This window comes from Peribacillus sp. NPDC096379 (assembly GCF_044762875.1).
In the GTDB taxonomy this organism is placed as follows: Bacteria; Bacillota; Bacilli; order Bacillales; family DSM-1321; genus Peribacillus.
Map to the genome: position 1 here is coordinate 1 of NZ_JBIWFD010000005.1, position 25,255 is coordinate 25,255.

Sequence of the window (25,255 nt, forward strand, 5' to 3'; positions counted from 1 at the left end):
AAGGCACAGTGAGTGAAGTTCATAAAGATTTCATTGTTTTAGTGCCTACACGAAATACGACAACTCCTGAAAACGTAGAGGTTGAAAGTAATAGTAATGGTTCCACGCTTGAACAATTTCTAAAATATTTTCTTCGATTAGATGATATAGTTGGATTTGGAGAAGACCGTGAGTTTCCTGAAGCTTAAGGGCTTGTTGAACGATGTACATTAGTTGAACATGTAAAAAAGGGCTCATTTTAACTGAGGCCTTTTTTTACATGTTCAACTAATCCTTATAAGTGTCGGTCTGGTTTCCTGGAGCACAGCATCATGCATAATGATAACTATCGTATATTTGTGTCATTTCATTATTTTAAACATACAATTAATTAGCCCATGCAAGTAGTAAGTGCCTCCTTTAATACAAAAGGAGATGTTTGTATATGTCAGGTTGTGTAGATGGCGGTATTGGTTTTGGTGGCGGTTTTGCCTTTATAGTGGTTTTGTTTATCCTCTTAATCATTGTTGGCTGTAGTTGTGGCGGTGGATTCGGCGGCGGTGGCTATGGTTACGGTGGCGGTTACGGAGGCTTCTGCTAATAAATAAGTAACAAAAAGGACGACCGTCATAGGCCGTTCTTCTTTAAATTATAGATGGTTATTAAACCTACTCCTTAGTTGTACAAGGGGTTTTTCTGCATGTATGATTTTAGTTATTTTCGTACATTGAAAAGACCACTAAAAAGGGTCTTTTTAATGTACTGATTTCACCCATTAATCTAGCTTATTAGGAACTAACTATCTATTAGTTATTAAAATGTTCAATTATTTTATCAGCTGCTTGTTCAGCTGTTAGATTTGTTACATCTAATTGAAAATAATGTTTATCTTTTATCTCTCTGGGCAATGAATTTAATCGATGTGTTCTATAAGATTCAAGCAATTCATATTCAGAATGTTCCAAATTACGTTTTGAGGGTTTTTTAGCTAATCGATTTTCAGTTTTATTTCTATGTAATCTTTCTTCCAAATCTGCTTTTAGTTCGACGAAAAAGACATCGATACCCTTAGATAAAAATACCTCTTTGTATCCATTAATTTCTTCAACATCTTGCGGTACATCAAAAGCCATTACAAATGTGAAAATTAGCCCCTTATTTCCCGATTGCTCAACTATTTCATTGAATATAGCTGTTCTAAATTGAGCAGAAAGTTGAAAAGTAGCTGGCACCCAACCTAAAAATGGTTGAATTAGCTCCAATGTCATATGATTATGTAACAATGGTAAATCTAGTTTTTTTGATATTACTTCACCGATTGTCATTTTTCCTACAGCATGCGGTCCACATATAAAGAATACTTTCATTTCTTATTACCTCCCTGACACAACTACTATTACAATTTTTAAAAAGATTATCTAATATTACATGTAGACTTTATATAAATCTAGTTAACATAATCATCCTTTTAGCTGCTTGTTCAATTAAAGCGCCCAATTGTGGAATATTGTACAACACTAAAACTGCAATATAGTTCATCAGTTATTTTGCTAAATACCCTGTTAGTTGAAGTAGGGTGTTGAACAATTGATAGTTTATTTCCATTCATTAACCAAGAGTCCATAAATAACGTGGTCTACATAATGGTCATATAACCACTCTGCTTGTCTTATTTTTCCCTCTTCTTTGAAACCAAACCTTTCAGGTAGCGCTCTACTTTTTTTATTTTCAACTGCGACACTAATTTCAATTCGATTTAGTTTAAGGTCATTAAATCCGTAATCAATTAATGCTTTGAGTGCTTTAGACATTATACCTTTACCTTGATATTTTTCACCTAACCAATAACCGACAACACCAATTTTGTTAGCATTATGTATTTCATTAAATCCGATTGTACCTGCAATTTTCCCATTATATATAATAGCAAACGATAGAGGATATCCTCCATTATCAACAAGCTCATTACATCTTGATATAATATTTTGTGCAGTATCTTCTACACTCTTAGTATAATCGAGCCAACCAAGCCACTCTTTTAAATAGGATTTTGAACTAATTGTTAAATCGTAGAACTCCTCTGCGTCATCTTTGTTGAACAACCTCAAAGAGACTTCATCATCTACCTTATGTACCAACACAATCCTACTCCTCTTTCGATTATCATTATAGTAATTTCCAATTAAGGCATCCTGACCTTTAGTATAAGTATATTTAATCACAATTTTCTTTATATCTTAACATAAATATCCAATTTTTCTTATTAAGCGATATTCAAGATAATGGCCCGATTGTGGAACAAGGTCCCAAAGGATCACATAAATGCTCTATACAAATCTAGTTAACATAAAGTCAATTATCGGCAAAAAAGAGGTTGGGTATCTAAAAGGTACCCAACCTCTTTTTATTCTAGTAATACTTTATCTTTGAATATTTTCCTTAATGATTCATTCACCAATTCAGATTTATAGTTTTTAGGAACACGATCAATGATGTTTAATATATCTTCATAACGGTAACTCTTAGAAAATAAACACTAAAAAAGCCCGCATAATGCCGGCTTTTTTAGTGTTTATTTACTTTGTTGCTTGCGTTGCAGGCAGAGCATCCGCATGAGTGAATGAAGAATCCACGTTTGTACTTGAAGATATTTTCACTGCTGCAAAATCAAATGAGGCTTTTGTTTTACCTTTGAAGTCTTTAATGATCATCGTTCCTTTTTTACCGGCTAATGATAGATTCGTGTGGTTGATCACAAGAGCTTTACGGTCAGCTGTAAGAAAATAAGAAGCAGGATCAAATTCTACTACACTTCCATTGCTATACTGAACATTGAATTGCAGCCAAACCATTACATCGCCTGCTATATATTCTTTCGGCACTGCTTCAGTCAAATTAATTTTCGTTTGAGTAGTAGAAATCACTTGCGCATTTGCAACCCATGGAATATAAAAATTTTCGTTTCCCAATACGAAGAAATACGTTCTATATAACAGATTGGCAAATTCGCCACGAGTAATATTTAGGTTTGTGCCGTAAGATGTATTAGTCTTTCCTGATGTAATGCCGGTTCCATGCAAAGCTTCAATATAAGGCTTGAACACGCCACCGGCATCTGTGAATGGCGTTTGCTTTGCATACTTCTCTAATTCATATGCTGTTACAAGAAATTTAGCCATTGCGCCACGGCTTAAGGTCTGTCCTGGCTTGAACTCTGTTTTCGTCACACCAGAAATTACGCCGATTTCAGCAAGAGCATTGACAGATCCCCTTACGCGGGCATTTAAATCTCTAAAACCTGCATCAGGAGCGTTTTTCGTATCAAACAGGCGCATATTAGCTAAAATAACGGCCGCATCGCCTCGTGTTAACGTTTGGCTTGCGCCAAATTTTGTTGCCGAAATACCGTTGATTGCTTCTCTATCATATAAAAAGCTGACAGCTTCATCATACTGGCTTCCTACATCCGTAAATGGGTGGTTCGACTCTGCGCTCGCTGGAACTGCTAAACTAGAAATGGCTACTGTGGTAGCTGTTGCAGCTGTGAATAGCGAATATTTGTTCAATGGGTTATCTCCTATTCTTCAATTATTAAAATGATTCTATCACCTTTAATTAAACAGGTAAATATTAACAAACCCAAAATGTTAAATTTTTTTCAACTAACCTGCTGAATTAACTGAACTAGATCCCAAAGCTTCAAATGAATACCTTATACAAATCTAGTTAACATAAAAGGAATTATCGGCAAAAAAAGGATTGGGTACCTCTTAGATATCCAATCCTTTTTGTTTCTTTGGTCACTTTTCATATTTTTCTAGAAAGTCGGCTAAGGCTAAATGAAACACATCAGACTTATTGATCCTCTCAGCTTCACAAAACTCATCTAAACGTTTACCAATGACACGATCAATAGCAATCGTCTTTCTTATTTTGTCACTTCGTGGCAACTGTTTGACGCGATCATAAAGACTTGGCTCATTGGTTTGTGTAGTTGGGGTAACCTCTTGCCATGATTTAAGCATTTCCTTAATCATATGGATTTCATCTTGGGTGAACGGCTCATGAACAATAGGTGAATGATTCGTGAATTCCTTATTACTCTCCGTGAACTTCTGATTACTTCGTGTGAAAGGTGTATGAACTTTAGGTGAACTCGATTTCACATAATCAAAAATACTTTTATCATGGGGTTCTTCACCTTCTCCAATAAAAAACCAACCCTTTTGACCAGAGTTTCTAAATTCATATCCAGCCTCTTTTAATGCATGTCTAAATGGTTTTTCACTTATGCCAGGTATTTGTTTAGCCACATCGCCTGTCTTTATTCCTTCTTGGGCCAATACTTCTAAAATGCTTCGTATGGATGCTTTTTGATCTACACTCATAGGTTGTTCACCCTCATTTCACTTAAACTCATATATGTATGATTCCATGTGAAATACGTATGACCTTCAAGTAAGTTAACATAATCACCTTTATCGGTATTGAAAAAGGATCCTTGGGTTTGAAAGATCCTTTTAACTGCTTATATTCTCGAATAGACTCCTACATAATGTGTTCATACTGTGTTAGTCCTCATCTATGACTTATTCCGTACCTGAAACCAATAATTTAAAGTATAAAGATAGCAAAAACATATAATATGACAATACTAATCAAAATTGTGATATTTGCGATCATGGCAATTAAATGGGTGGTCCTATATTTCAATTCAATTCCAAATACTAAAGCTGTCATTCCAACTGGTAGTAATAGTCCGATTAAGAGTGTATATCGAAACATTTGATCGAAAGGAAGGAAGAAGTATAATGCTAAACCAAAAAGTAGCCCTAAACCGTATCGGAAAGTTAAAAATTTCATAATAGGTCTAAAATATTTTTTGTCAAATGTAAAATTCAAATATAGTCCTAATAATAATAATGACAACGGCATATTTGCTTTAGATATAGTAGTAGCAACATCAATTATCGTAGAAGGCAATTGGATATGGCTATAATTTAGAATACTAGCAACGATATAAGTCATTAAGGGAATGGAATTTCCGAGTTTTTTTAGAATTGCAACAGGCTTAAGTGTCAGCCCCTCTTCTGAAAAATAGCTACCTAATATATAGCCAATTACCCAAATAACAATTGCAGTTCCTACATCAAACATTCCAAAATACATTAAACCTTCTGTTCCCCACATAGCATGAACAATAGGATATGCAAATAATCCAACGTTAGCTCCAGGAGCAAGCATTAGTAAAGTGCCTTTAAGTTCTTTTTCCTCTTTTTTAAATACAAAAAAAGTAAGAAACGCAGAAATTAGTCCAAAAATAATGACGATGACCGGTAACAAAATTAAAGAAGGTTCAATTTTAACAGAATTAAATGTCACAATGACCAAAGCTGGTAGGGTAATATTAAAAATAATTTTTGAAATTACTGCTCCATCTTTTTCCTTAAAAATGTTTATACGTTTTAATAGATAACCTAAACAAATTATAAGTAATATATTTATAAATGCTTGATTCATTTCTAAGTTGCTCCTCTGCAAAATTGTAGTTTTTAAAAAGCTAATGATAAAATTTTGTCTCTTTAGTGATATCAAGAAGAAGGGTAGCAACACCATTTACTATGGTAATGTAAACACTCCTCGCTTATATTATTTTTGGGTAACGCAAGAATCACGAACGCCTCTGGTTGGGCGCAATTCAATTTTATTGCGTGTTGACGCAAAAAACATTTGCTAGAACGGTTTTAATCAACAGAAGAAATAAATCTCAAATTCGTGATGTGAGTGAAATTGAAAAGGGTAGAAATCCACTCTCTGCATACGATAAGATGCAATAATCCATTCATCAAAAGACAAATTATTTCGACCTTCCACAGCCCTCACGCCTTTCTTAAGCATTGTAAAGCTTACATATATTTTACCACTGCAGCATATAAAAACATTCTCTGGGGCAGCTTTCATTTTTACTGTTTTAGACTGATATTGCTTTCCGATTAATAATTACAGCAAAAAAAAAGACAAAACCAACCATTTTACTGGCAGTTTTGTATCATATTAAGAATACAAGGTATTTTCCATCCAGCTTGGATGGAAAATACCTTCTTTATCAATACGTTACCGTTTGTTGAACAAGGTTTCTAAGGAACACATGAATGCTCTATACAAATCTAGTTAACATAAAGTCAATTATCGGAAATTAAAGAGGTTGAGTGCCCTTTAGGTACTCAACCTCTTTTGATTTTCTTTTTCAAGTTTTTTAAATTCTATAAATGCTTTAAAATCTTCTTTAGATACTCCAGATTCTATTAACTCTTTGACTAATCGAAGCCATTTTTCATCTAATTGTTTATTTTCCATGATTAACCTCCCTGTAATTGGAAGTGTTTTACTTTACAATTCCATTTATATAAAAAGTAACAGTTGTTTCTTATAACCCACAACGGTAATACATGGGTTATAAGTAAAATTACTCCTAATAATTAAAATTGCATATCCTATTTATTTCTAGTTAACATAAAATTCCTTATCGGTATTGAAAATAACAGTGTATTTAGAACGAGTTTTAACCAATTAAACAATATAAGAAAGAGCATCGTTGGATGCTCTTTCTTTGTAAGATATTTACCATTTGTTATTTGTTACATCGGATATAATCGAATTTCCCTCTGTAATTACTATATACAAGAAAAAGATTGCGAAAGCAAGGAACAGAATCCCGATTAACAGGTATACGATTTTAACCAGAATATTTGCGGCTTTCTTCGGAAATATGAGGTGAAAAACCACAACAAAAATGCCTAAAATGAAGTACCCTACAGTTTCGGGTAGGTTGAAAAAACTGAATTTTTTTGGTTTATCAAGAACCTTCTCAACGTCTTTTACAAATGTCCCATTTACCATCGAAAACCCTAATAATGCAAATCTAATGACTAAAAGAGTTGCCATTACATAGAAAAATACCGTAATTAACAATTAAATCCCACGCAATCTTCACTTGAATTGTATGTTATTGTAAATAAATTATATCATTAATATCAAATACTTTTTCGGTTATTCCTAGTCTCTGGGCAGGTATGGATAGAAACACTAAAGCTGTGGAATATAGAGAATATGTCGGCGAAACTATTAGACGTACTTGGGTTGCGAGTAAAAACATGAATACTCTATACAAATCTAGTTAACATAAAGTCAACTCTCGGAAGTTCCGAAACATAAAACCCCTTGGTACTCAAGGGGCTCCGAACCGTCCGTTTTTATCGTTTATACATATGATTTTATACAATGTTGATGAATCAACATTGTCGGCTTCTGAAGAAGCCTGGTAGCTGTATAAAAAAGGGGTGTTTTATGCAAATTCTTCTTTCACTAAAGCACCCGTCAGTGGAACACAGTCGTATATCATAAACTAGTATTGAACAAGGCTACCCCGAATACATCTATCTCACAAATGTAATAAAGTCAATATTAACTGGTTCAAAACCATCGGATCGAAGTCGTGAGTTAATCTGTCCTCGATGATACTGACCATGCAATGCTACATGAGTTAAAATATCCTGTACAGAATTCTTAAACTCTTTTCCTTTACTATTTGTGTAGGTTATTAATTTATCTAGGTCAGTATTTGATAAATTAGTAAGAAACGTTGTTAAGCTCTCTTTATTTTGCATAACAAGCTCTGCACAGACTTCAATATCGACCTCTGACCAGATGGGCAGTCGTGAACTGTCCAATCCTCGTAATCTAGTTATCCATATTTTTTCTGCAAGTAGGATATGGGAAAACAAACGGTTTACCTCTTGATTTTTATCTTCAATACTTTGCAATGTTTCAAGAATACGTTGATTAGCCCAATTTAAATGCTCATACATCTTTTGGATAGTTTTCAATGAGAATCACACCACCAATGATTGAATTTTTCAATACGATTTCCCCTTTTAAAAATCAAATTTCCTTCATTTTTATATTACCGTATAACTCCATTAATTCAATTGAAATAAAAGGATTCTTCTTCAACTAAACTGTTCCTTTAGTTGAAGATGGGGTCTTTCTGAATGTATGATTTTAGATAGTTTCGTACATTGAAAAGACCACCAAATTGGTGGTCGCGCTGTTGAATTAAGCACCCATTTAATTGAATAAGAAACCTTGAGTTCTGTTTATTTTACTCCACCAAAAACAGCAAGTTCCATCCACTTAAAATAACAATCCGAATGCTTAAAGCCAATTTCTCTAAGCCAATTAACCTGAATATCTACTCTTTCCAGTATATTATCTTCTTTATCAGGGCGGTTATAATATTCCTTAGCTATTTCTTGTCTATCTTTTTTATTATGAATTGAAAGATGGTCAATAAAAAGCTCATCATGCAATTTTTCTATTTCAGGAGTAGCAGAAGCTGTATGCTCAACATTTATGAAAACTCCGCCTGGTGCTAAAACTTTGTATATTTCTTGATACAGTTCCTTTTTCTTTGTATGAGGAAGATGATGAATGGCATACCCAGAAACAATGCAGTCCACTGTCTCTGGTTCAGCATACTGCCCAATGGATTGACTAAAATCATCAAGTATAATCTCACAACGATTCCTATAATCTTTCATGTGGACACGTGCATTTTCAATCATTGGTTCGGAATGGTCTAATAACACGGCAGAAGCTTCTGGATACGATTTAAGCAAAATTTCAGCCAAAAACCCGTTTCCACATCCCAAGTCCATAATTCTTTTCGGTTTACGAGTAAAATGATTGACTACTTGAAGCATAATTTTGGCTTGTTCAGCTCCAAAAGGAATTCCCCCTCGAACCTGTTCAAGATAATGTTGTGTAACATCTTGTCGCTGCCAAGTTGTTGTTTCCATTTTTTCTCCCCCTTATAAAAGTTTAGAAATAGAAAAGCCTATCATCTTAATTACCAAATTTACATTTAGAATATTTTGTCTATTCTATTATTTTTCTCCACTTGAATCAACCTATATTTTACTATTTCATTTTGGACTAAACTGCTTCGTTAGTTGAATAAAAATTTTTCTGAATGTATGATTTTGTATATTTACGTACATTGAAAAAACCACCAATTTGGTGGTCACATTGTTGAATTAAAGCTACCATATAGTTGAACAAGATAAAGTGTGTTATTCATTATTTGGTTTTATCATTGGTTTTCCATCCTTATCCAATAACGGGGTAATCCCCCCTGCATATCCACTCCAACTAAATAAATAATGAATTCCTGTTTCTTTATCTACTATTATTCTGTTTCCATTAGCCACGCCATTTTCTGCAAGGATTTCTTCAACTCTATTCTTTGAGCCTTTATTCTTCTCTGAGTCATTATTAAACATTTTTTCGCCCCCATATTCATTTAAATGTTAACACTATTACTGAAATCTCAAATAACACCTTTTTATACTACGATCTTAGCAGGTGATTATTGCAAAAGTAGTAAAAAAGCAACGTTTTTTTTGAAAACAGCCCATTGTATTAACCTGCCCCGTTAGCTTAATAAGCTAGATTAAAAAACTCTTCTTATTTTATTTCAAGAAGAGTTTACATAATCACCCTTATAGGTATTGAAAAAGGATCTCCCAGTGAAGATCCTTTTAGCTGCTTGTTTAATTAAAGCTCTCGATTGTGGAATAAGGTTATTAGTTAGTTGCAATGAATATCCAAAGTCCCCATAAAAATATCCCCATTTATAATAATATAAATACTAATTCACTTTACGAAAATATTCTATAAAATAAAGTTAAATAATTACAAAAAACAACTCCTTCTGCATGGAGAACAAGGTTGAATACTGCGTAATAATTTCTTGAACACGCTTTACCTGTGTGTCACAATCAATAAGGGGTACATACGCTGAATTTTCCATTGTATACATATACCTTTGCCACCAGCGTGGAAGAAAAGTTCAAACGCATTATATGAAATTACACAATTACAATCAAGGAGGATATATCATGAGGACTATGAAACTTGGAAAAAGTACTTTAGAGGTGCCAGTTGTTTCAGTCGGCTGTATGCGCATTAATTCTCTGGAAAAGGCCGAAGCTGAGCACTTTGTCCAATCAGCACTTGAATTAGGTGCAAATTTCTTCGACCATGCTGACATTTATGGGGGTGGAACATGCGAGGAAATATTTGCTGAAGCCATCCATATGAACGATGATATTCGTGAAAAGATTTTTTTGCAATCTAAGTGCGGTATTCGAGAAGGAATGTTCGACTTTTCAAAAGAACATATTTTAGAATCAGTTGACAGAAGCTTAAAGAGATTAAATACAGATTACCTAGATATTCTGCTGCTACACCGGCCGGATACGTTGGTTGAACCAGAAGAAGTGGCAGAAGCTTTCGATATTCTTGAAAGTTCAGGAAAAGTTCGTCACTTTGGTGTTTCCAATCAGAATCCAATGCAGATCGAATTACTTAAGAAGTCGGTGAAGCAAACAATCATTGCTAATCAACTTCAATTAAGTATTACCAATGCAAATATGATCTCTAATGGATTTAATGTGAACATGGAAAATGATTCTGCTGTGAACAGAGATGGTAGCATACTTGATTATTGCAGACTGAACGATATTACCATTCAGCCATGGTCCCCTTTCCAATATGGGTTCTTTGATGGAGTATTCCTAGGTAACGACAAGTTTCCTGAATTGAATCAAAAGATTGATGAAGTCGCGAACAAATATGAAGTAAGCAACACAACCATCGCTATCGCGTGGTTATTGCGTCATCCAGCAAACATGCAACCGGTTATCGGTACGATGAATGAAGGCCGTTTAAAGGATTGCTGTAAGTCAGGTGATATCCTTCTTACTCGCGAGGAGTGGTATGGCATCTATCGTGCTGCAGGTAATGTACTGCCTTAATTTCTTTTTTCTATAATATTGTTGGGATTAAAAAAAGTTTGATCAAAAACACGTCTTATTATGTTGTTTTCCAAATATAAAAGAGCCTGCTTTTGAAAAAAAGATTGATCAAAACAGGCTCTTTAAATATTTCACGAGGACGATTTTTATATAAAAGTTTGATCATTTTCTACCTGTGTTGCTCAACAATCGCGCCCGATTGCTAATTAGTGATGCCTTTCTTTGCCAGCGCTAAACCGAATAAAACCCATAATATAATGGCGATTATAGTTTGATATATCTTTACAAAATCTACGGAAAAAAGAATCATTAGCACTGCAATCACGCTGAATAAAATAGCAATAAGTAAAGATGTTTTTACCTTTCCTTTTCTCGCTAAGGACAACTGCCATATACAAAAAATAATTCCCACTAAGAATAATAGATAAGCCATAGGGCCAACCTCCAATCTATCCTATACTATCAAACAATCTGGCCCGTTTATTGAATAAGGTTTCTAAGGAACACATGAATGCTCTATACAAATCTAGTTAACATAAAATTGCTTATCGGCATTAAAAAAAAGATCATTCAATCGAAGATCTTTTTTTATGCTTATTTTACTATAGCTGTTAGCTTAATAAGAACATTGTGAAAGGATAAGTAATCCTCCAATAATTATAACCAAAGTAATAACTCTTATAAGACAACCGCCTTTTGTTAATGCTCCTAAATCACCAATCATTGAACGGTTAATAGAGTCTGAGAAATTGCCCATTGGATTTTTTTTATGTTCTTCTATTTGTTTTTTGTCTTGGTCATCTTGGTTCACAAAACCACCTCGTATTTTTTCCTTGAAGGGATTTTATTCTTCAACATTCATATTAAATCCTGCTCTGTTAGTTAAATCAGATGAATATGTTATACAAATCTAGTTAACATAAAGTACCTTATCGGCAATCGAGTAAAGGGAAAATAAGATAATATTTTCGCCCCTCTCACAACACCGTACGTACGGATCTCGTATACGGCGTTTCAATTTATATTACAGTGCGTACTTTTAGGTAACGTTCTAAAGCAGAGGGTACTCCCCTCTGCTTTAGTCTTTTGTTTGAGATGGCTCTTTGGACGACTTTCGATAAACCTATATACCCATAACCTTTTCGACAGTAGGTTAACCCTTTCGCTTCTTCCTTCGGAATCCCTAGTTGAATTAGCGATTTGATTTGTTTCTTCGGTACCTTCCATTGCTTCCAGATGATTACCCTAATTCTTGAGCACCCGTTAGTTCGATACAATATTTACCCTACTTTAAGTTGTCTTCAATAAATTCTCTGAACACGTTCTTAGCTTCCTCCAATGTTACTAACTCTCCAATAACCTTACTTCCAGGGATGTTTTTTGAAAGTGATATGCCTAAAAGATACCTTTGACACTTCCATATAGGAACTTCAATTATAATTTTGTATTTCTCTTTAGATTCCTCTAGTTCTATTTCTACTGAAACGAAAGAAAAATATCCAGGTTTAAAAGGGTCTGTTCCGTATTTTTTTAATTCAAGGTTAATACTTTGGTTTCTCTCAGTAAAAGTAGGGGTATATTCACTTAATAATAATTCGATATGTTCATAAAAAGATTGTTCAGTAGCTTTAATTAACTCATTTAAGTCGAGGGAAAAATCCCTTTGTAAATATTTCAATGGAATGGTCCTTCCGCAATGGTTTTTAAAAATTTAGTTTAATCTTAATTAGCTATTATACCCTCTAATCGAATAATTGAAGATGGGGTATTTCCTAATGTATGATTTTGTATATTTCCGTACATTCAAATCGTTGATAACATTAGATCTTATTGTTAAAATAACAATATCATACGTTGAATATATGATATCGGAGGAAAATCATGAAAGAAAAGAACGTGCAGCCATTGCGAACGGCCAAAGAAATCGAGGATATGAAACGAGCGCTACGGCGATATGGTTCCGAACGGGACTATTTTTTATTTGTCTTTGGCATTAACACGGGTTTGCGGGTTCCCCTTTAGTTTAAATACAATCCTGTAATTATATGGCTCGTTTGTTAAATAAAGTTTCGTTCGTTGATAACCAGAGTTGTAGTACAAGAGTGTCTAGACTTTTGTGTCATTTATCGAGAGTGTCTAAAGCTTTGTGTCAAAAAACTAGAGCGTCTAGAGTCTTGTGTTAATAATTATTGACACAAAATCCTAGATCATTAAGAAATAAACCTTGTTATAATCATGTTTTTATAGTCTAAGTTTTTGTATCACTCTTCAACACTAATAGTTAATAAGAACTTGTTGCTAAGTGAATGCCTTCCCGAGTTCCTTCCTTCGTTTGATCGTTATTTTCCGTTTCGATCTTCTGTTCGTTACATTGTTATTTAACACGAATATATCCCCCGATAAAAGGAAATACAGGATCCATAGGCGTGTCAGTTGCAAGATTGTATCGATCACTAAAAGAAAGCACGCCCAGTAGAAGGTGCTATTTATGTTTTGTTGAACCCGGACCTCTGGGTAAAACAAATAAGCTAAAAAGAAGATACAAGCTATCCCCCAACTAGAAATGATAGTGGTTTATACGAATGTTTGATCATTTATCAATACACTATGTATTATGATCTACAGCCATCCTTTAGCATAAGAAAAAACTCTTAACAAAAATGCTTAATCAAACTTTATCTTATTTCAATAGTATTTTTGATTTTGCCATATTCCGACAGCGTTTTCATTTATTATCCTTTATACTATTAATTTGATAGAGAAATGGTCAAGAGATAATAAATTCGGTCAACAAGCGCTAGTTTCATAATGAATTCATTATTTCTATATAGGTTTGTTAAACATCAGAACTCAATTGAGTGGCGGAGGGGTACGAGTGAGTGTAAACACCGGAGTACGGATAATTGAAAATTATGCTAAATTAGAAGATACAGTTTTGGTAAAGATGGCTCATAGTGGAGATAGTGAGGCATTGACTTTTTTAATTACTAAATATCAGAATTTTGTTCGTGCGAAGACAAGACCATACTTTTTAATTGGCGCGGATAAAGAAGATCTTGTTCAAGAGGGATTGATTGGTCTATATAAAGCGATTCGTGACTTTAGAGAGGATATGATGACCTCTTTTAAAGCTTTTGCTGACCTTTGTATCACTAGACAGATTATTACGGCGATCAAAACGGCTACTCGTCAAAAGCATGGCCCTCTGAATTCGTATGTTTCTCTGGACAAGCCCCTTTATGCTGAGGAATCAAACTATACGCTTATGGATATGATATCCGGAGAAAAAATAACAAATCCGGAAGCATTAATCATTAACCAAGAAAAAGCTAATGATATAGAACTAAAAATAGCAGAATTGCTTAGTGATTTAGAAAGAAGAGTGTTGACCTTATATATGGATGGACAATCATATGCGGAAATTTCTGAAGAATTAAACACGCATGTAAAGTCGATTGATAATGCTCTTCAACGAGTAAAAAGAAAACTTGAACAGCATTTGAAGATAAGAATGGCTATCTGATAACTTCGTGTCAATTTTCCGCATTGATAACTAGCCCCGTTTTTTTGTGAAAATTAAATACGTCGTTAATTTCAATCACAGAAATTGCTTGGAGGGCCAAGTCAGTTTCTGTGGTTTTTTCATTGCTTATATGTTAAATAGGCAGATATGAATACTCCCGCCACTTCATTTTCTAACAAAAATTTGAAGTGGGGGTTTCTAACGTATCGAACATTTCTGAACGCTTAACGTTAGTGTAGTTGACACAGTTGTGTGCCTCGGCTGTTAGTTTTAGCTTGAACATGTTACAGTACGAAGCCTTTCTCGTACTAACCTTCTATGTTCAGTTGTCAATGAACAATCTGTTCAGGAATATCGCATCATATGAACTAATGTTCTACTTCACAAAAAAACAATTCACCCCTCGCTACTCATTGGGCTACGCCCCTCGCATTCCTTGAGGAAGGGGTACTCTTCCCTGAAGGTGATAGAAATCGTCCTTTCCTTATTCCCCAATCGAAAATTTTACTTGAAAATAGATTACTGAAATGATCAGACTAAAAAAGGGATGCAATTATACCATCAAATTAAACTTCTAATATACGCATGTCTTTATAAAGTTATAATTAATTAGATCTATAGTCATATACATCTAAATTGTTTTCAACATATATGTCATTATATATGTTAACACATATGTTATTTTCATCATTATTAACATTTTTGATATATAAAATATTTAGACTCTGTGTATATGGATCTCACCGTATATCCCTACTGTCCTGACCCTCCAGTAACACAATCATCGATTCTATTAATCACTCCTTCTATGCCTGACTCTTTTATCAAAATCATCTAACAGAGTCCATATCTGTCATTAGATAGCAATAACAATGTCAACAATAATAAAATATATCTGTTTGTTAATAATGTCATCATTATGTATATTAAAAACATTCTCAGAACATATGTCATTATATATGTTAATATATATGCATATGATGAAATTCAATAATTATAGAGATAACTTGATCAGATTATAAGTAAACAAGAATCCATATTCTTTATGGTATTTATCGAAAGAGGTGTTAATGTTGACAGCAAAAATTATAACATTTGGAATTAGTAAAGGTGGCTGTTCCAAGTCGACTAGCAGTGGCATTACTTCTTATCTATTAAGTAAAGAGGATAAAGTTTTGGCTATCGATATGGATGGACAAGGGAATTTAACTAGCTTTTTGACCGGCGAATATGACATCTGCAATGTCTTTGAAGAAAAGACCATTTTAGAAGCCATTTTAAACGAGGACTCACGTTCTTATATCATAAAAGTTACAGAGAATTTAGATTTAATCCCTTCTAATGATTTTCTAGCTACTTTACCCAGAAAAATGTTTGAAAAAGGCTTGAATTTAGATGCTCTACAAAAAGCGCTCCAGCCTGTTATGGAGGATTACGATTGGATTATTATTGATACACCACCCGCATTATCCGAACAAACTATCATGCCTTTAAGTACATACTCAGAAGCAGGTAGTTATGCTGTTGTTATGTTCGATGGTTCGATGTTTGCCTATTATGCTATTCCAAAATTCTTAGAAATCATTGAAGGGGCCAGAGAACGATATAACCCTACATTAAAAACAGCTGGAATTCTATTTTCTCTAATTGATGCTAGAGCTAAAGAAAATGAAGTTATGCAGGAAGCCATCGAAGAAGATTATCCTAACCTAAAGTTTGAAACGATAATAAGAAGAAAAGCTTCCACCAGGCGATTAGCCATATCAGGATTTGAAAAAAATTCAGAACTAAAAAACGCATTAGAATTTTACAATCCTTTTGTACAGGAGTTGAAAAAACGTGTCCAGCAAAAACAACCTCAAAGATAAGATTAAAAAGCCAAATGCTACTCAGACATTCTTTAATTCATATGATACAGAGAAAAATAATAACAAAATTAACACCGAAGATGAAAACAAAGATGTTGTCACAATCAACAACAAAGATGAGGATGAAATTAATAATAAAATTGAAACATATGTCAACAATGACAATGTTGTTATTGTTAATAACGATGATGATGATGATTATTTTAGAAATTTAGCGTCTGGAAAAAAGGTACCGAAGAAAAAGCCGAAGAAAGTCTTCACCTCATTCTATATGGATGCTGACCTAGCTACTGAAGTGGATAAAATCGCAGCTAGGGGCGAAAAAGGGGACAAATCCAAGCTGATTAACCAAGCAATTAGAAGATTATTAGAGGATTACGATGTTTTAGAAAAAAAATAATCACCTTTTCAGGTGCTAAATAAAATGGCCGGCTTTAAGCCGGCTTCTATATATCTACTAATCGATTTTTTCGACATGAGTTATGATCCGCTTCTCTCCCTTCCCATAACTTATGTCTTATTTTTCAAACGCTTTAACCTTTCTCCAAGTCAATCGAATTGGATTTACAACTTGCTCATATTTGTTAGACCTTAAAAGGTTTTCCTTCTTCACGTTTCTTATCATAAAACTCTCTTAATCGCTGTTACGAGGAATGATTCCATCTGTTTTTTTCTTTTTACAAATAACAATATACAAGATGTGCCGTAGTCTACTAGAGCCTCTTTGAGTATATCGATTTAGAGTATTTTTGAATGGACCCGATTCAAAGACACTTGGATCAATTCTGGGAAATGCAACTAGTTATTTAGGCTGATTAAATCAATCAATTTCTCCTATTTATTGACCACTCCCACAGCTCTTGTTCAAGAACCACAATTGAAAGTTCATATAGCTGTTTATCATACTTTTTATAAATTCCGCATTTCAATAACTCTTGAATCAACTCGTCTTTATTTGGTGTTTCATTTATATTTGTTTGAGTCATCGTGGAGAATCCTCCTTCATAGAGATACAGATTTAACATAATGAGGGATTTTTAGGACACGACTTCTCGAAAAGAGTCTCCATTTCTTCCGCTTGTTACTCCACCTAAGAACTTGATCAGCAAAGTCTTCACATTTCTTTGTTTGGTCATATGTAGTTGTCTTTTGATGAATTTTTAAAGTTTTATCATATACATATGCCCCGCTCCCCTTCATTTTCTTCAAAAGTATATCTATCGCTGTATACGTATTCGTATAGAATAAATCATCGGAGCCAAAACATGCCGCTTTTACGCCATGAACGTCTGCCTGCCCGAGTTCTTCATAAAATTCCATTGCCTCATAAGGCAATTCTTCCTTATTCCATGTATATGAACCAATTAAGACCAAATCATAGTCCTTTAAGGTATCCGCTTCGATCGTATCCAATCTTTCCATCTCTACATTACACCCACAAGCAGCCAATCTATCCTTAATGATTACAGCCATTCTCTCTGTATTTCCAGATAAACTGATATATCCAATGAATACTTTCATCAAACCCACCTGCCTAATTGAGAATATTTTTCAATATACATTTGAGTATAAATGAAAATGATTCTCAATGTCAATTAATTATGTTTCGTATTAATAACCACCTACTTTTATTATGTAAATATACATAAATAATTTACAAAACTATTGAATGATTGTAATACAAAAACAAAAGAATTGTTTTATTATTTAGATATGTGGGTTTTCTAGGACGTTATCCTTAGAATTATACGAAAAGAAAGGAGTTTCGTGTTGAAGAAACTTAACAAAAAATCATTTAAAGATCTTTTGCAAGAGAATAAACAAGAATTACTTAATGATAAACAAGCAATCGAAAAAATTGAAATACGTTTAGAACTACGCCATGAACTTAAAAAGCTAGCTTAAAACAGCTAGCTTTTGTATGATATACAATTCGATTTCGTTTAATATCACAGTAGGGAAGGTATGACTCCTTACGATTTTGTAAGAGGTATTGTATACATATTATGGTTGAAAGGCCCTGTTTCACAAGGCCCTCGGTTTCAGAGGGTTTACTATTCAAGTTGGTTCACACGTCAAACATTTCTGGAAGGAAACATAAGGGTGAGATTACCTTCCAGAAATGTTTGTTTTCTTTATTTTTTCAGATGTTCACTTTAGCACTCCTATCAAACTTTCTTATTTTCTCTCATTAGCAAGCAACCTAAAGACTATCTACTACTATTCCATGCCGTTATCCACGTCACTCTTATCGTTTCATTAACTTTTGAACGGTAACTAATACCTCATCAATAACTTCCGAATCTCCCTCATTCAGCCGGTCTACTACACAGGTTTTCAAATGGCCTTCTAATAATATTTTGGAAACACTATTTAGGGCACTTTGCGTGGCTGCTATCTGTGTTATGACGTCATCACAGTAGGTATCCTTCTCAATCAGACCCTTAATTCCCCGTATTTGACCTTCGATGCGATTTAAACGTGTCGTTAAATTTTTTTTTACTGTTTCAGAATTGTGACTTTTTCTATTTTGAGTGGAGATTACACTGCATTCATCATGAATTAAATGGTCAGTCTCCTTTATTTTTGTCTCCATTTCTCATCCACCTTGCACATATGATACTAACCTATTAATCTCACATCGTTCTGTCACCGATAGAGACTATCTATAAATTGGGTTGGTGCGACATGGACAAATTTCTTAAACCCCTTAATAAAGTGGGCCTGATCATAATATCCATTTTGATAAACGATATCCGCTAGATTATGAGCATTGCTTTCAAAAATCATAGCTAATGAATTTTGAAAGCGAACAATTTCACTAAATTGCTTTGGTGAAAAACCAATTACCTCTGCAAATTTCTTGCGAATATACCGATCAGAATATCCGGTATCTTCCGTTAAATCATTAATACTAATGTTCCCATTTGCTAAATAAATTTTTTCAATGCAATATCTCACTATATTGTGACTACTAGGAGGAGTCAATATGCTATTAACGAATACTTCAAATAAACGTATTCTCTCAACAAAACTAGTTGCATGTAATATTTTCTCCATTAGGGATGGGTCTACAGATATAAGATCATTTAAAGGGATTTTTTTACCTAGAAGATCCCTCATCGAATAATTTATTTTCAAAAGCCCCTGCTCAGGCTGAAATCTAACACCAAAATATTCACAGCCTTCTTGAAAATCAAGTTGCTGCTCTCTCCGCTCGAGTGGACTCGTCCATAGAAAAATAGATGAATGTTTTGGACAACAACAAAATAATAAATCAAAGCAACCATCAGGTATAAGTGCAAAAGTATTGATTGTTTCCTTTTGGGTTTTAAACTGATAATATAAGGCAATATCTTTACCGATGAGACGATTTAATGGTCTCTGCTCGATATAATTATCCATCTTATACTGGACTTCGGGTTGGGCTGGGAAATAGGTAAGGGCTTTCATTAGGTTGCACTCCCCTGATTCATACACGTTCAATATAGTGTACTAGCATTTTTATGATAATTGCAAAATATTCAAATAATTTATAAGTCCAAAACTAAACATCCTTTTGCTCGTGAGACACATGTCAAAACGACATTTGCGCCGTTCTTTTCTTCATCTGTAAGGAACACATCTCTATGATCGACTTCCCCTTTTAACACATTCACTTGACAGCTACCACATCCACCAACTTTACAAGAATATGGTGCATCAATATCATTTTCCAATAAAACATCTAATAATGTGGCCCCTTCAGGAACTTGAAGAACCTGCTTGCTTTGTTTCAATTCCACTTCAAATGCATACAATGGACCAAAATCTGGCGGTGTGAAAAGTTCAAAGTGAATGCTACTTTCAGGATATCCGTATAATTTTGCAGCTTCTGCAAACTCCTTTACCATTCCTTCCGTTCCACAAAAATAAACATGAGTGCCTATCGGTTGGTTTTTCATCACTTCCGTTGTCATTCTTCGATCCGTTCTTGAGAAGTAGAAGTGAGTCTCTTCTGGATAAACAGATGACAGAAAAGGATAAAACGCGCACAATTCTTTTGAAGGAGCTGCATAGTGTAATTCAAACGTTTTTCCTTGCTTTTTCAAATGAGACGCCATAGCAAGAAACGGCGTTATTCCAATACCAGCAGCAATAAAAACATGATGTTTAGCACTAAAGCTAAGAGGAAAATGGTTTTTCGGATAACTAATCTCTAGCTGATCCCCTTCTTTTATAGAGTCATGCCAATAAACAGAACCCCCTCGCGAGTTTGTGTTTCGGCCGACAGCAATTTGATAGTATTCATTTTGATCGATATCATTTGTTAATGAATAATGGCGTTCAAAGAGGGCTTGTTCACTCTTAATCTTTGTCGTAATATGGGCCCCACCACTAAAACGTGGCAAGGCAGAACCATCTGCTGCTTTTAGCTGAAAACTTCTAACCGATGGCGATTCAATGGTTATTTTATCTACAATAACATCAATGATACCCGTAGTCATTTTGTCGATTCTCCTTTCTAAACTTAGACCACATGGATATAGCCTAAGTATGCATCCAGTCTTTTTGAAAAATGATTAGAAACGTCGAGAACTGTATGACAATGTACACATGTTATTTCACTGCGGTTTGTTTTCATATTATGGTTGTAACATTTTACACAATATACTTTTTCCTCTTTTATTCCAATCTCTTTCGTTTGCATTTCCTTATCTGTAAACCCTACTGAATATCCAGCTTGTTTGATATCTCGAACCATGGACCAGTCCCCAGATATAAACAGTTTTGTACCTATTAATTGTTTATCCAGTACGGCTTGAACGTCATCAGCCGTAAAAGATGATAGAATGGTAATGTTACGACCATACTTCTCTTGAAGATAATCCAAAATAGGATCTTTTTCTTCAGCTATCACAAATACATTGAATTCGATATTTTTTAATGACAGAAAATCTATTTCAGCCAAATTAACAAAAAGAGCCGATTGGTCAATGATTAATAGCATTTTTTGACAGTTGTGATGAAGTTCAAAATATGGATCTTCCTCCACAATCAACTCGAATTCCTGATCTTTGAACTGTTCTACTAAGCGCACTTTTTCTTGTTCTGGATAAGTTGTTGTATTCATTAGCAGGCGATATGTTCCTTCCTGTTTACCGGTTTCGACCAAATAAACAGGAAGCTTGAACCGAGTTTGATTGCATATAATTTGCTTCGCAAAGCCTATCATTTGAGAATTAGAACCGGAAAGCAATTTCACTTCTGCTATAAACCCTTGATCAAATGAATTCTCTACTTGTATTACTCTGCCTTTAACTGTATTCAATTTTCCTCATCCCTTTAGTTAATTTGAAAAAGTCTCTTCTAGCTTTTTTTCCAAGTATGTTACTAATTTATCTTTATAGAAAAGCAAACCTTTGTATTCTGCTATATCATCTGCCAAATCAACTAGTACATTGCGAAGTTGGCCCGTCCATTTGCGATTTTTAGTTAATTCTTCCAACGTAATAATATGGGTATGGATGCTGAACAAAATTCCATTGCTACGTGGGAGTCGGAATAATCTTTGATCTTCAACTCTAAAATATACTAGTTTTCCTGCATTTTCACTGGTTACATCGTCTTTTTTCGGTCCCCACTCATCAAACGTTTCAGGTGATGTACCAAGAATTGGCTCAACGGTCATTGTCCAATTAAATCGAGTCCACGGTTTTCCAGCTTCCATTCTTAAAATGAATCCGCGGATTTTCTCAGCTAACCCAGTATTCGTAAAACGGGATGGCACAGGAAAATGAATAGATAAAAAGTCCATACCTAGATCGAATGCTAGGGACCAATTAGCTGGGAAACATAATTGTCCCGCGTCAAGGAAAAGATCACCGTCTTTTTGTGCAAGATAAATCAAATCTGCTTGTACATGGCGACCAATAAAGTCTAATGGCTCATACGGTAAACTTGAACAATCGCCGAAAGTAAATGAATATTCTTCTTCAAGAATGTTATTTTGGAACATCCACTGATTTCCATTTTTAAAGACACTGAAATAATTCGGGTGAATGGATGCCATCTCATCCATAATCATCTCCAAAATTTCCCATTGCGCTTCAATAGAATGAGGGTAAGATTGATAGGTTTGTTCTTTTCTGCTATCTAGAAGTTGCCGCTTTAGTTTGATTTCCTCAATATATTCAGGTGTAATATCAAGCACAAACGGCGGATCAAGTGGTGTGGAGTTGTTTGAAAAATCATGGGAGTCTCCCTTAAACGGGAAAGGGAAACGTTCGACTATAGGCCGATTAGGAATTTCTGCTTTTATAGGGGTAGGAGTACTTTTTTTCATTATTTTCTCTCCTTGATAAAAGATTCGTCTTTTTTTAGAAAAAACATTCTATAGGAACGATCTACCTATAGAATGTCTTTTCGTACATAATTTTTTTGTCGTTCGTACATGTCAGCTAAACTTTTAAATTGGGTGATCCTTATTTCATAAATGCAGCATCAGCAGCAGCATGTTTCGTGTAGATCGCTTCTCCATCACTTTCACCATCAAAAATAACTGGAACATTCGGTGTGAAGAGAACGACATCGCCTGCTTCAGCTATATATTTGTTCCCTTGCTTGTCACGTAAGACAAATTTACCTTTTGTGATTACTTTATACTCTAAAAATTCATATACGAATTCAAATTCATCTCCTGGTTGCATAGAGAAGAATCCGATTGTAAGAGGATTAGCAGTTGCTGTTACAGGTACATCAATGATTTGGCTGTTCAAATCTGGTTTGCCTAAAAGTCCATCCAATTCAATTTTATCAAACGTACCTGGTTTAAAAATTTGGATCCCTGGTTTTTGGCTCAAATAGCTATAGTTTTTTGCTTCTGTTGATTGGCTCATTATTAACACTCCTATTATTTTTTTATTTGGATTCTCTTATATATCCTGTCATTTATTTAAATTAAACAGTAACCGCTTCTTTAATTAAGCGTTGCATTTCTTGTGCCACTGCTTTTTTATCTTCTTTCCCTGTGATACCTCCGCCAACGATTACAAGATCCGGTTGTGCTTGAATCACTTCAGGAAGCGTTTCCAATTTAATGCCGCCTGCTACAGCCGTTTTTGCGTTCTTCACGACGCGTTTGATTGTTCTCAATTGTTCAAATGAGTTTTCACCCGCTGCTTGTAAGTCATACCCTGTATGTACACAGATATAATCAACACCTAGAGCGTCTACTTCTTTCGCACGTTGTTCAATGTCTTTCACATTGATCATGTCGACAAGAATCTCAGATCCGTGTTTTTTCGCTTCTTCGACAGCACCTTTAATCGTCGAATCATCAGTTGCACCTAATACCGTTACAATACCAGCACCAGCTTCAGATGCTTTCATCACTTCATACCCGCCTGCATCCATAATTTTTAGATCAGCTAGGACCGTTAAGTTAGGGAATGCTTCTTTCATTTCTTTAACAGCGCGAAGCCCTTCGTTAATCACGACCGGTGTACCGATTTCAACGACATCTACGAATGCTTCTACTTCTCTAACGACACTGATACCTTCTGGAATATTGACTAGATCAAGTGCTAATTGCAATTTCATGAATAGGACACTCCTTATAAAAGTAGTTAGTAATTGGTACTGATCTTATTATATGTCTTAATTTTCAGAAAACAAAGTACGCACTTTTTTATCATATTGTGTCATAAAATATACTATTGGGATTTATGAAGTATTTTCTTCCTATTATTCTGTCAATATTACCCGAATATTAGCTGATTCTGCTACTTGCCTATCATGATTTTTTTAGCGTTTTTTGCAAAATATCCGCCTTCTTATTTAGAGTTCATTCGTTTTTTCTAGTGTATGATTTAAAACGCTTTCAGTATAATCTTTCCCCCACACATACATAGACTCGAGAATCGGAATTAAAGTATGACCTCGTTCTGTTAGTGAATATTCGACTTTGGGCGGAACGACAGGATAAACTTTACGACTGACAATGAGATCTTCTTCCAATTCTCGAAGCTGACTAACAAGCATTCTCTGAGTAATGGCCGGTATGAGGGTTTTCAATTCGCCGAATCTTTTTGTCCCATCTTTCCCTAAATGCCACATAATCAGCATCTTCCATTTCCCACCGATAATAGAAAGTGTTAATTCTTTTTCACAATTAAATGTCTTTTCTCGAGTATGGCTCATTCGTTATCCCTCCCTTATCATGTTAGCGTTCATCATTAAAGTATGTTTTCTTACACTATATAACAAAAAACTGCATATTTACAAACAATATTTTCTGATAATAAAATATTTTCTAAAAATTTTTCTAACCTGACTGAATGGACGCATGGCAAACCAAATTGTAATAAATCTTTAGAAGAGAGATTACAAGAACTGTTAACAACCTTTTTAGCAAGAAGGATGAGGGGTCAGAAAGGCAAATGGATGGGTCGATTCTGTTATAACGATGCTAAATAACAAAATTAAGCAACCTTCGCCCGTATGAACTGGACGAAAGCTGCCTAAACGAGCTCTTTTATTTCCTGTCATCTAACAAAGTCTGATCCTGATGTTTGACAGTCCACTTTTCTTATTTCATAAATGCAGCATCAGCAGCAGCATGTTTCGTATAGATTGCTTCTCCATCACTTTCACCATCAAAAATAACCGGAACATTCGGTGTGAAGAGAACAACATCGCCTGCTTCAGCTATATATTTGTTCCCTTGCTTGTCACGTAAGACAAATTTACCTTTTGTGATTACTTTATACTCTAAAAATTCATATACGAATTCAAATTCATCTCCTGGTTGCATAGAGAAGAATCCGATTGTAAGAGGATTAGCAGTTGCTGTTACAGGTACATCAATGATTTGGCTGTTCAAATCTGGTTTGCCTAAAAGTCCATCCAATTCAATTTTATCAAACGTACCTGGTTTAAAAATTTGGATCCCTGGTTTTTGGCTCAAATAGCTATAGTTTTTTGCTTCTGTTGATTGGCTCATTATTGACACTCCTTATCCATTTTAT

Annotated in this window: 32 protein-coding genes and 1 pseudogene; 8 read left to right on the forward strand and 25 right to left on the reverse strand. The window is 34.5% G+C overall.

What is annotated here, in order from left to right:
- Both ACIQZI_RS19530 and ACIQZI_RS19535 read left to right on the forward strand, forming a co-directional pair.
- A partial coding sequence (locus ACIQZI_RS19530; RefSeq protein ID WP_403076252.1) for a hypothetical protein occupies positions 1-188 on the forward strand: 188 nt, incomplete at its 5' end.
- A 236-nt stretch (positions 189-424) separates the two neighbouring features.
- Positions 425-580: a YjcZ family sporulation protein gene (locus ACIQZI_RS19535; RefSeq protein WP_403076255.1), complete on the forward strand. Its 156-nt coding sequence runs from the start codon at positions 425-427 to the stop codon at positions 578-580.
- A gap of 205 nt (positions 581-785) precedes the next feature.
- Here ACIQZI_RS19535 and ACIQZI_RS19540 read toward each other — a convergent pair whose 3' ends face one another.
- From ACIQZI_RS19540 to ACIQZI_RS19585, 10 genes are all read right to left on the reverse strand, one after another.
- The gene (locus ACIQZI_RS19540) at positions 786-1,346 is read right to left on the reverse strand and encodes a DEAD/DEAH box helicase family protein (RefSeq protein ID WP_403076258.1); all 561 of its coding nucleotides are present in this window, start codon (positions 1,344-1,346) and stop codon (positions 786-788) included.
- 228 nt (positions 1,347-1,574) lie between these two features.
- Positions 1,575-2,120, reverse strand: a complete 546-nt coding sequence (locus ACIQZI_RS19545; protein ID WP_403076260.1) for a GNAT family N-acetyltransferase — start codon at positions 2,118-2,120, stop codon at positions 1,575-1,577.
- A gap of 435 nt (positions 2,121-2,555) precedes the next feature.
- Positions 2,556-3,545, reverse strand: a complete 990-nt coding sequence (locus tag ACIQZI_RS19550; protein WP_403076263.1) for an S-layer homology domain-containing protein — start codon at positions 3,543-3,545, stop codon at positions 2,556-2,558.
- A 234-nt stretch (positions 3,546-3,779) separates the two neighbouring features.
- Positions 3,780-4,367 carry a hypothetical protein gene (locus ACIQZI_RS19555; protein WP_403076265.1) on the reverse strand — a complete coding sequence of 196 codons (588 nt, stop codon included), beginning with the start codon at positions 4,365-4,367 and terminating at the stop codon, positions 3,780-3,782.
- Between the two features lie 226 nt (positions 4,368-4,593).
- Positions 4,594-5,499, reverse strand: a complete 906-nt coding sequence (locus tag ACIQZI_RS19560; protein WP_403076268.1) for an AEC family transporter — start codon at positions 5,497-5,499, stop codon at positions 4,594-4,596.
- 696 nt (positions 5,500-6,195) lie between these two features.
- On the reverse strand, positions 6,196-6,336 hold the full coding sequence (gene sinI / locus ACIQZI_RS19565; protein ID WP_403076271.1) for a DNA-binding anti-repressor SinI: 141 nt from the start codon (positions 6,334-6,336) through the stop codon (positions 6,196-6,198).
- A gap of 1,079 nt (positions 6,337-7,415) precedes the next feature.
- Positions 7,416-7,865, reverse strand: a complete 450-nt coding sequence (locus tag ACIQZI_RS19570) for a DinB family protein (RefSeq protein ID WP_049681166.1) — start codon at positions 7,863-7,865, stop codon at positions 7,416-7,418.
- A 270-nt stretch (positions 7,866-8,135) separates the two neighbouring features.
- Positions 8,136-8,837: a class I SAM-dependent methyltransferase gene (locus tag ACIQZI_RS19575; RefSeq protein ID WP_403076275.1), complete on the reverse strand. Its 702-nt coding sequence runs from the start codon at positions 8,835-8,837 to the stop codon at positions 8,136-8,138.
- Positions 8,838-9,110: 273 nt separating this feature from the next.
- Entirely contained in the window at positions 9,111-9,320 is a 210-nt protein-coding gene (locus ACIQZI_RS19580; protein WP_403076278.1) for a DUF6440 family protein, read from the reverse strand.
- Positions 9,321-9,724: 404 nt separating this feature from the next.
- Positions 9,725-9,859: a hypothetical protein gene (locus tag ACIQZI_RS19585; RefSeq protein WP_403076280.1), complete on the reverse strand. Its 135-nt coding sequence runs from the start codon at positions 9,857-9,859 to the stop codon at positions 9,725-9,727.
- Positions 9,860-9,938: 79 nt separating this feature from the next.
- On the opposite strand from ACIQZI_RS19585, the gene ACIQZI_RS19590 reads away from it, so the two are divergent.
- Entirely contained in the window at positions 9,939-10,856 is a 918-nt protein-coding gene (locus ACIQZI_RS19590) for an aldo/keto reductase (RefSeq protein ID WP_403076283.1), read from the forward strand.
- Between the two features lie 202 nt (positions 10,857-11,058).
- On the opposite strand, the gene ACIQZI_RS19595 is transcribed toward ACIQZI_RS19590, so the two are convergent.
- The 3 genes from ACIQZI_RS19595 to ACIQZI_RS19605 form a co-directional block, all read right to left on the reverse strand.
- Positions 11,059-11,289, reverse strand: a complete 231-nt coding sequence (locus tag ACIQZI_RS19595; RefSeq protein ID WP_403076286.1) for a hypothetical protein — start codon at positions 11,287-11,289, stop codon at positions 11,059-11,061.
- Between the two features lie 183 nt (positions 11,290-11,472).
- A complete protein-coding gene (locus ACIQZI_RS19600) occupies positions 11,473-11,667 on the reverse strand; it encodes a DUF6366 family protein (protein WP_403076289.1) in 195 nt (64 codons plus the stop codon).
- Positions 11,668-12,141: 474 nt separating this feature from the next.
- On the reverse strand, positions 12,142-12,534 hold the full coding sequence (locus ACIQZI_RS19605; protein ID WP_403076291.1) for a hypothetical protein: 393 nt from the start codon (positions 12,532-12,534) through the stop codon (positions 12,142-12,144).
- 97 nt (positions 12,535-12,631) lie between these two features.
- On the opposite strand from ACIQZI_RS19605, the gene ACIQZI_RS19610 reads away from it, so the two are divergent.
- The 4 genes from ACIQZI_RS19610 to ACIQZI_RS19625 all read left to right on the forward strand — a co-directional run bounded on the left by ACIQZI_RS19610 (position 12,632) and on the right by ACIQZI_RS19625 (position 16,647).
- The gene (locus ACIQZI_RS19610; RefSeq protein WP_403076294.1) at positions 12,632-12,853 is read left to right on the forward strand and encodes a hypothetical protein; all 222 of its coding nucleotides are present in this window, start codon (positions 12,632-12,634) and stop codon (positions 12,851-12,853) included.
- 857 nt (positions 12,854-13,710) lie between these two features.
- Positions 13,711-14,379 (forward strand): RNA polymerase sporulation sigma factor SigH, encoded by a 669-nt coding sequence (gene sigH, locus ACIQZI_RS19615; RefSeq protein WP_403076798.1) that lies wholly within the window; start codon positions 13,711-13,713, stop codon positions 14,377-14,379.
- A gap of 1,070 nt (positions 14,380-15,449) precedes the next feature.
- A complete protein-coding gene (locus ACIQZI_RS19620) occupies positions 15,450-16,247 on the forward strand; it encodes a ParA family protein (RefSeq protein WP_403076297.1) in 798 nt (265 codons plus the stop codon).
- Entirely contained in the window at positions 16,219-16,647 is a 429-nt protein-coding gene (locus ACIQZI_RS19625; RefSeq protein WP_403076300.1) for a ribbon-helix-helix protein, CopG family, read from the forward strand. The genes ACIQZI_RS19620 and ACIQZI_RS19625 overlap by 29 nt, the downstream gene beginning before the upstream one ends.
- 187 nt (positions 16,648-16,834) lie before the next feature.
- On the opposite strand, the pseudogene ACIQZI_RS24315 reads toward ACIQZI_RS19625, so the two are convergent.
- From ACIQZI_RS24315 to ACIQZI_RS19640, 3 genes and pseudogenes are all read right to left on the reverse strand, one after another.
- A pseudogene (locus tag ACIQZI_RS24315) lies at positions 16,835-17,067 on the reverse strand (transposase); the annotation flags it as partial.
- 4 nt (positions 17,068-17,071) lie between these two features.
- Entirely contained in the window at positions 17,072-17,233 is a 162-nt protein-coding gene (locus tag ACIQZI_RS19635) for a Fur-regulated basic protein FbpA (protein ID WP_157279719.1), read from the reverse strand.
- A gap of 16 nt (positions 17,234-17,249) precedes the next feature.
- Positions 17,250-17,768: a flavodoxin domain-containing protein gene (locus ACIQZI_RS19640; protein WP_403076304.1), complete on the reverse strand. Its 519-nt coding sequence runs from the start codon at positions 17,766-17,768 to the stop codon at positions 17,250-17,252.
- 249 nt (positions 17,769-18,017) lie between these two features.
- On the opposite strand from ACIQZI_RS19640, the gene ACIQZI_RS19645 reads away from it, so the two are divergent.
- A complete protein-coding gene (locus ACIQZI_RS19645) occupies positions 18,018-18,152 on the forward strand; it encodes an FbpB family small basic protein (protein WP_403076307.1) in 135 nt (44 codons plus the stop codon).
- Between the two features lie 343 nt (positions 18,153-18,495).
- On the opposite strand, the gene ACIQZI_RS19650 is transcribed toward ACIQZI_RS19645, so the two are convergent.
- From ACIQZI_RS19650 to ACIQZI_RS19690, 9 genes are all read right to left on the reverse strand, one after another.
- A complete protein-coding gene (locus ACIQZI_RS19650; protein WP_062187913.1) occupies positions 18,496-18,843 on the reverse strand; it encodes a metal-sensitive transcriptional regulator in 348 nt (115 codons plus the stop codon).
- A gap of 53 nt (positions 18,844-18,896) precedes the next feature.
- Positions 18,897-19,700 carry a helix-turn-helix domain-containing protein gene (locus ACIQZI_RS19655; protein ID WP_062187914.1) on the reverse strand — a complete coding sequence of 268 codons (804 nt, stop codon included), beginning with the start codon at positions 19,698-19,700 and terminating at the stop codon, positions 18,897-18,899.
- Positions 19,701-19,780: 80 nt separating this feature from the next.
- Complete coding sequence (locus ACIQZI_RS19660; protein ID WP_062187915.1) at positions 19,781-20,734, reverse strand: PDR/VanB family oxidoreductase; 954 nt, start codon at positions 20,732-20,734, stop codon at positions 19,781-19,783.
- 23 nt (positions 20,735-20,757) lie between these two features.
- On the reverse strand, positions 20,758-21,558 hold the full coding sequence (locus ACIQZI_RS19665) for a dimethylamine monooxygenase subunit DmmA family protein (protein ID WP_403076311.1): 801 nt from the start codon (positions 21,556-21,558) through the stop codon (positions 20,758-20,760).
- A gap of 18 nt (positions 21,559-21,576) precedes the next feature.
- Positions 21,577-22,572: a heme-dependent oxidative N-demethylase family protein gene (locus ACIQZI_RS19670; RefSeq protein WP_403076316.1), complete on the reverse strand. Its 996-nt coding sequence runs from the start codon at positions 22,570-22,572 to the stop codon at positions 21,577-21,579.
- A gap of 139 nt (positions 22,573-22,711) precedes the next feature.
- Positions 22,712-23,125: a hypothetical protein gene (locus ACIQZI_RS19675; RefSeq protein ID WP_049683945.1), complete on the reverse strand. Its 414-nt coding sequence runs from the start codon at positions 23,123-23,125 to the stop codon at positions 22,712-22,714.
- Positions 23,126-23,186: 61 nt separating this feature from the next.
- Positions 23,187-23,828, reverse strand: coding sequence for a 3-hexulose-6-phosphate synthase (gene hxlA / locus ACIQZI_RS19680; protein ID WP_062187921.1), 642 nt, complete (start codon positions 23,826-23,828; stop codon positions 23,187-23,189).
- A gap of 237 nt (positions 23,829-24,065) precedes the next feature.
- Positions 24,066-24,428, reverse strand: a complete 363-nt coding sequence (hxlR, locus tag ACIQZI_RS19685) for a transcriptional activator HxlR (RefSeq protein ID WP_062187923.1) — start codon at positions 24,426-24,428, stop codon at positions 24,066-24,068.
- A 388-nt stretch (positions 24,429-24,816) separates the two neighbouring features.
- Positions 24,817-25,230, reverse strand: coding sequence for a hypothetical protein (locus ACIQZI_RS19690; protein ID WP_049683945.1), 414 nt, complete (start codon positions 25,228-25,230; stop codon positions 24,817-24,819).
- Positions 25,231-25,255: the final 25 nt, after the last annotated feature.

Coding starts and splice junctions, on each gene's coding strand:
- ACIQZI_RS19620 (WP_403076297.1), top strand. CDS start 15,450: ATGTTGACAGCAAAAATTATAACATTTGGAATTAGTAAAGGTGGCTGT.
- ACIQZI_RS19640 (WP_403076304.1), bottom strand. CDS start 17,768: ATGAAAGTATTCATTGGATATATCAGTTTATCTGGAAATACAGAGAGA.
- ACIQZI_RS19535 (WP_403076255.1), top strand. CDS start 425: ATGTCAGGTTGTGTAGATGGCGGTATTGGTTTTGGTGGCGGTTTTGCC.
- ACIQZI_RS19690 (WP_049683945.1), bottom strand. CDS start 25,230: ATGAGCCAATCAACAGAAGCAAAAAACTATAGCTATTTGAGCCAAAAA.
- ACIQZI_RS19595 (WP_403076286.1), bottom strand. CDS start 11,289: ATGGCTTATCTATTATTCTTAGTGGGAATTATTTTTTGTATATGGCAG.
- ACIQZI_RS19555 (WP_403076265.1), bottom strand. CDS start 4,367: ATGAGTGTAGATCAAAAAGCATCCATACGAAGCATTTTAGAAGTATTG.
- ACIQZI_RS19660 (WP_062187915.1), bottom strand. CDS start 20,734: ATGACTACGGGTATCATTGATGTTATTGTAGATAAAATAACCATTGAA.
- ACIQZI_RS19580 (WP_403076278.1), bottom strand. CDS start 9,320: ATGTTTAATAATGACTCAGAGAAGAATAAAGGCTCAAAGAATAGAGTT.
- ACIQZI_RS19650 (WP_062187913.1), bottom strand. CDS start 18,843: ATGGAGACAAAAATAAAGGAGACTGACCATTTAATTCATGATGAATGC.
- hxlA (WP_062187921.1), bottom strand. CDS start 23,828: ATGAAATTGCAATTAGCACTTGATCTAGTCAATATTCCAGAAGGTATC.
- sinI (WP_403076271.1), bottom strand. CDS start 6,336: ATGGAAAATAAACAATTAGATGAAAAATGGCTTCGATTAGTCAAAGAG.
- ACIQZI_RS19670 (WP_403076316.1), bottom strand. CDS start 22,572: ATGAAAAAAAGTACTCCTACCCCTATAAAAGCAGAAATTCCTAATCGG.
- ACIQZI_RS19575 (WP_403076275.1), bottom strand. CDS start 8,837: ATGGAAACAACAACTTGGCAGCGACAAGATGTTACACAACATTATCTT.
- ACIQZI_RS19585 (WP_403076280.1), bottom strand. CDS start 9,859: ATGTATACAATGGAAAATTCAGCGTATGTACCCCTTATTGATTGTGAC.
- ACIQZI_RS19655 (WP_062187914.1), bottom strand. CDS start 19,700: ATGAAAGCCCTTACCTATTTCCCAGCCCAACCCGAAGTCCAGTATAAG.
- ACIQZI_RS19590 (WP_403076283.1), top strand. CDS start 9,939: ATGAGGACTATGAAACTTGGAAAAAGTACTTTAGAGGTGCCAGTTGTT.
- ACIQZI_RS19635 (WP_157279719.1), bottom strand. CDS start 17,233: ATGACTCAAACAAATATAAATGAAACACCAAATAAAGACGAGTTGATT.
- ACIQZI_RS19560 (WP_403076268.1), bottom strand. CDS start 5,499: ATGAATCAAGCATTTATAAATATATTACTTATAATTTGTTTAGGTTAT.
- ACIQZI_RS19675 (WP_049683945.1), bottom strand. CDS start 23,125: ATGAGCCAATCAACAGAAGCAAAAAACTATAGCTATTTGAGCCAAAAA.
- hxlR (WP_062187923.1), bottom strand. CDS start 24,428: ATGAGCCATACTCGAGAAAAGACATTTAATTGTGAAAAAGAATTAACA.
- ACIQZI_RS19540 (WP_403076258.1), bottom strand. CDS start 1,346: ATGAAAGTATTCTTTATATGTGGACCGCATGCTGTAGGAAAAATGACA.
- ACIQZI_RS19610 (WP_403076294.1), top strand. CDS start 12,632: ATGTATGATTTTGTATATTTCCGTACATTCAAATCGTTGATAACATTA.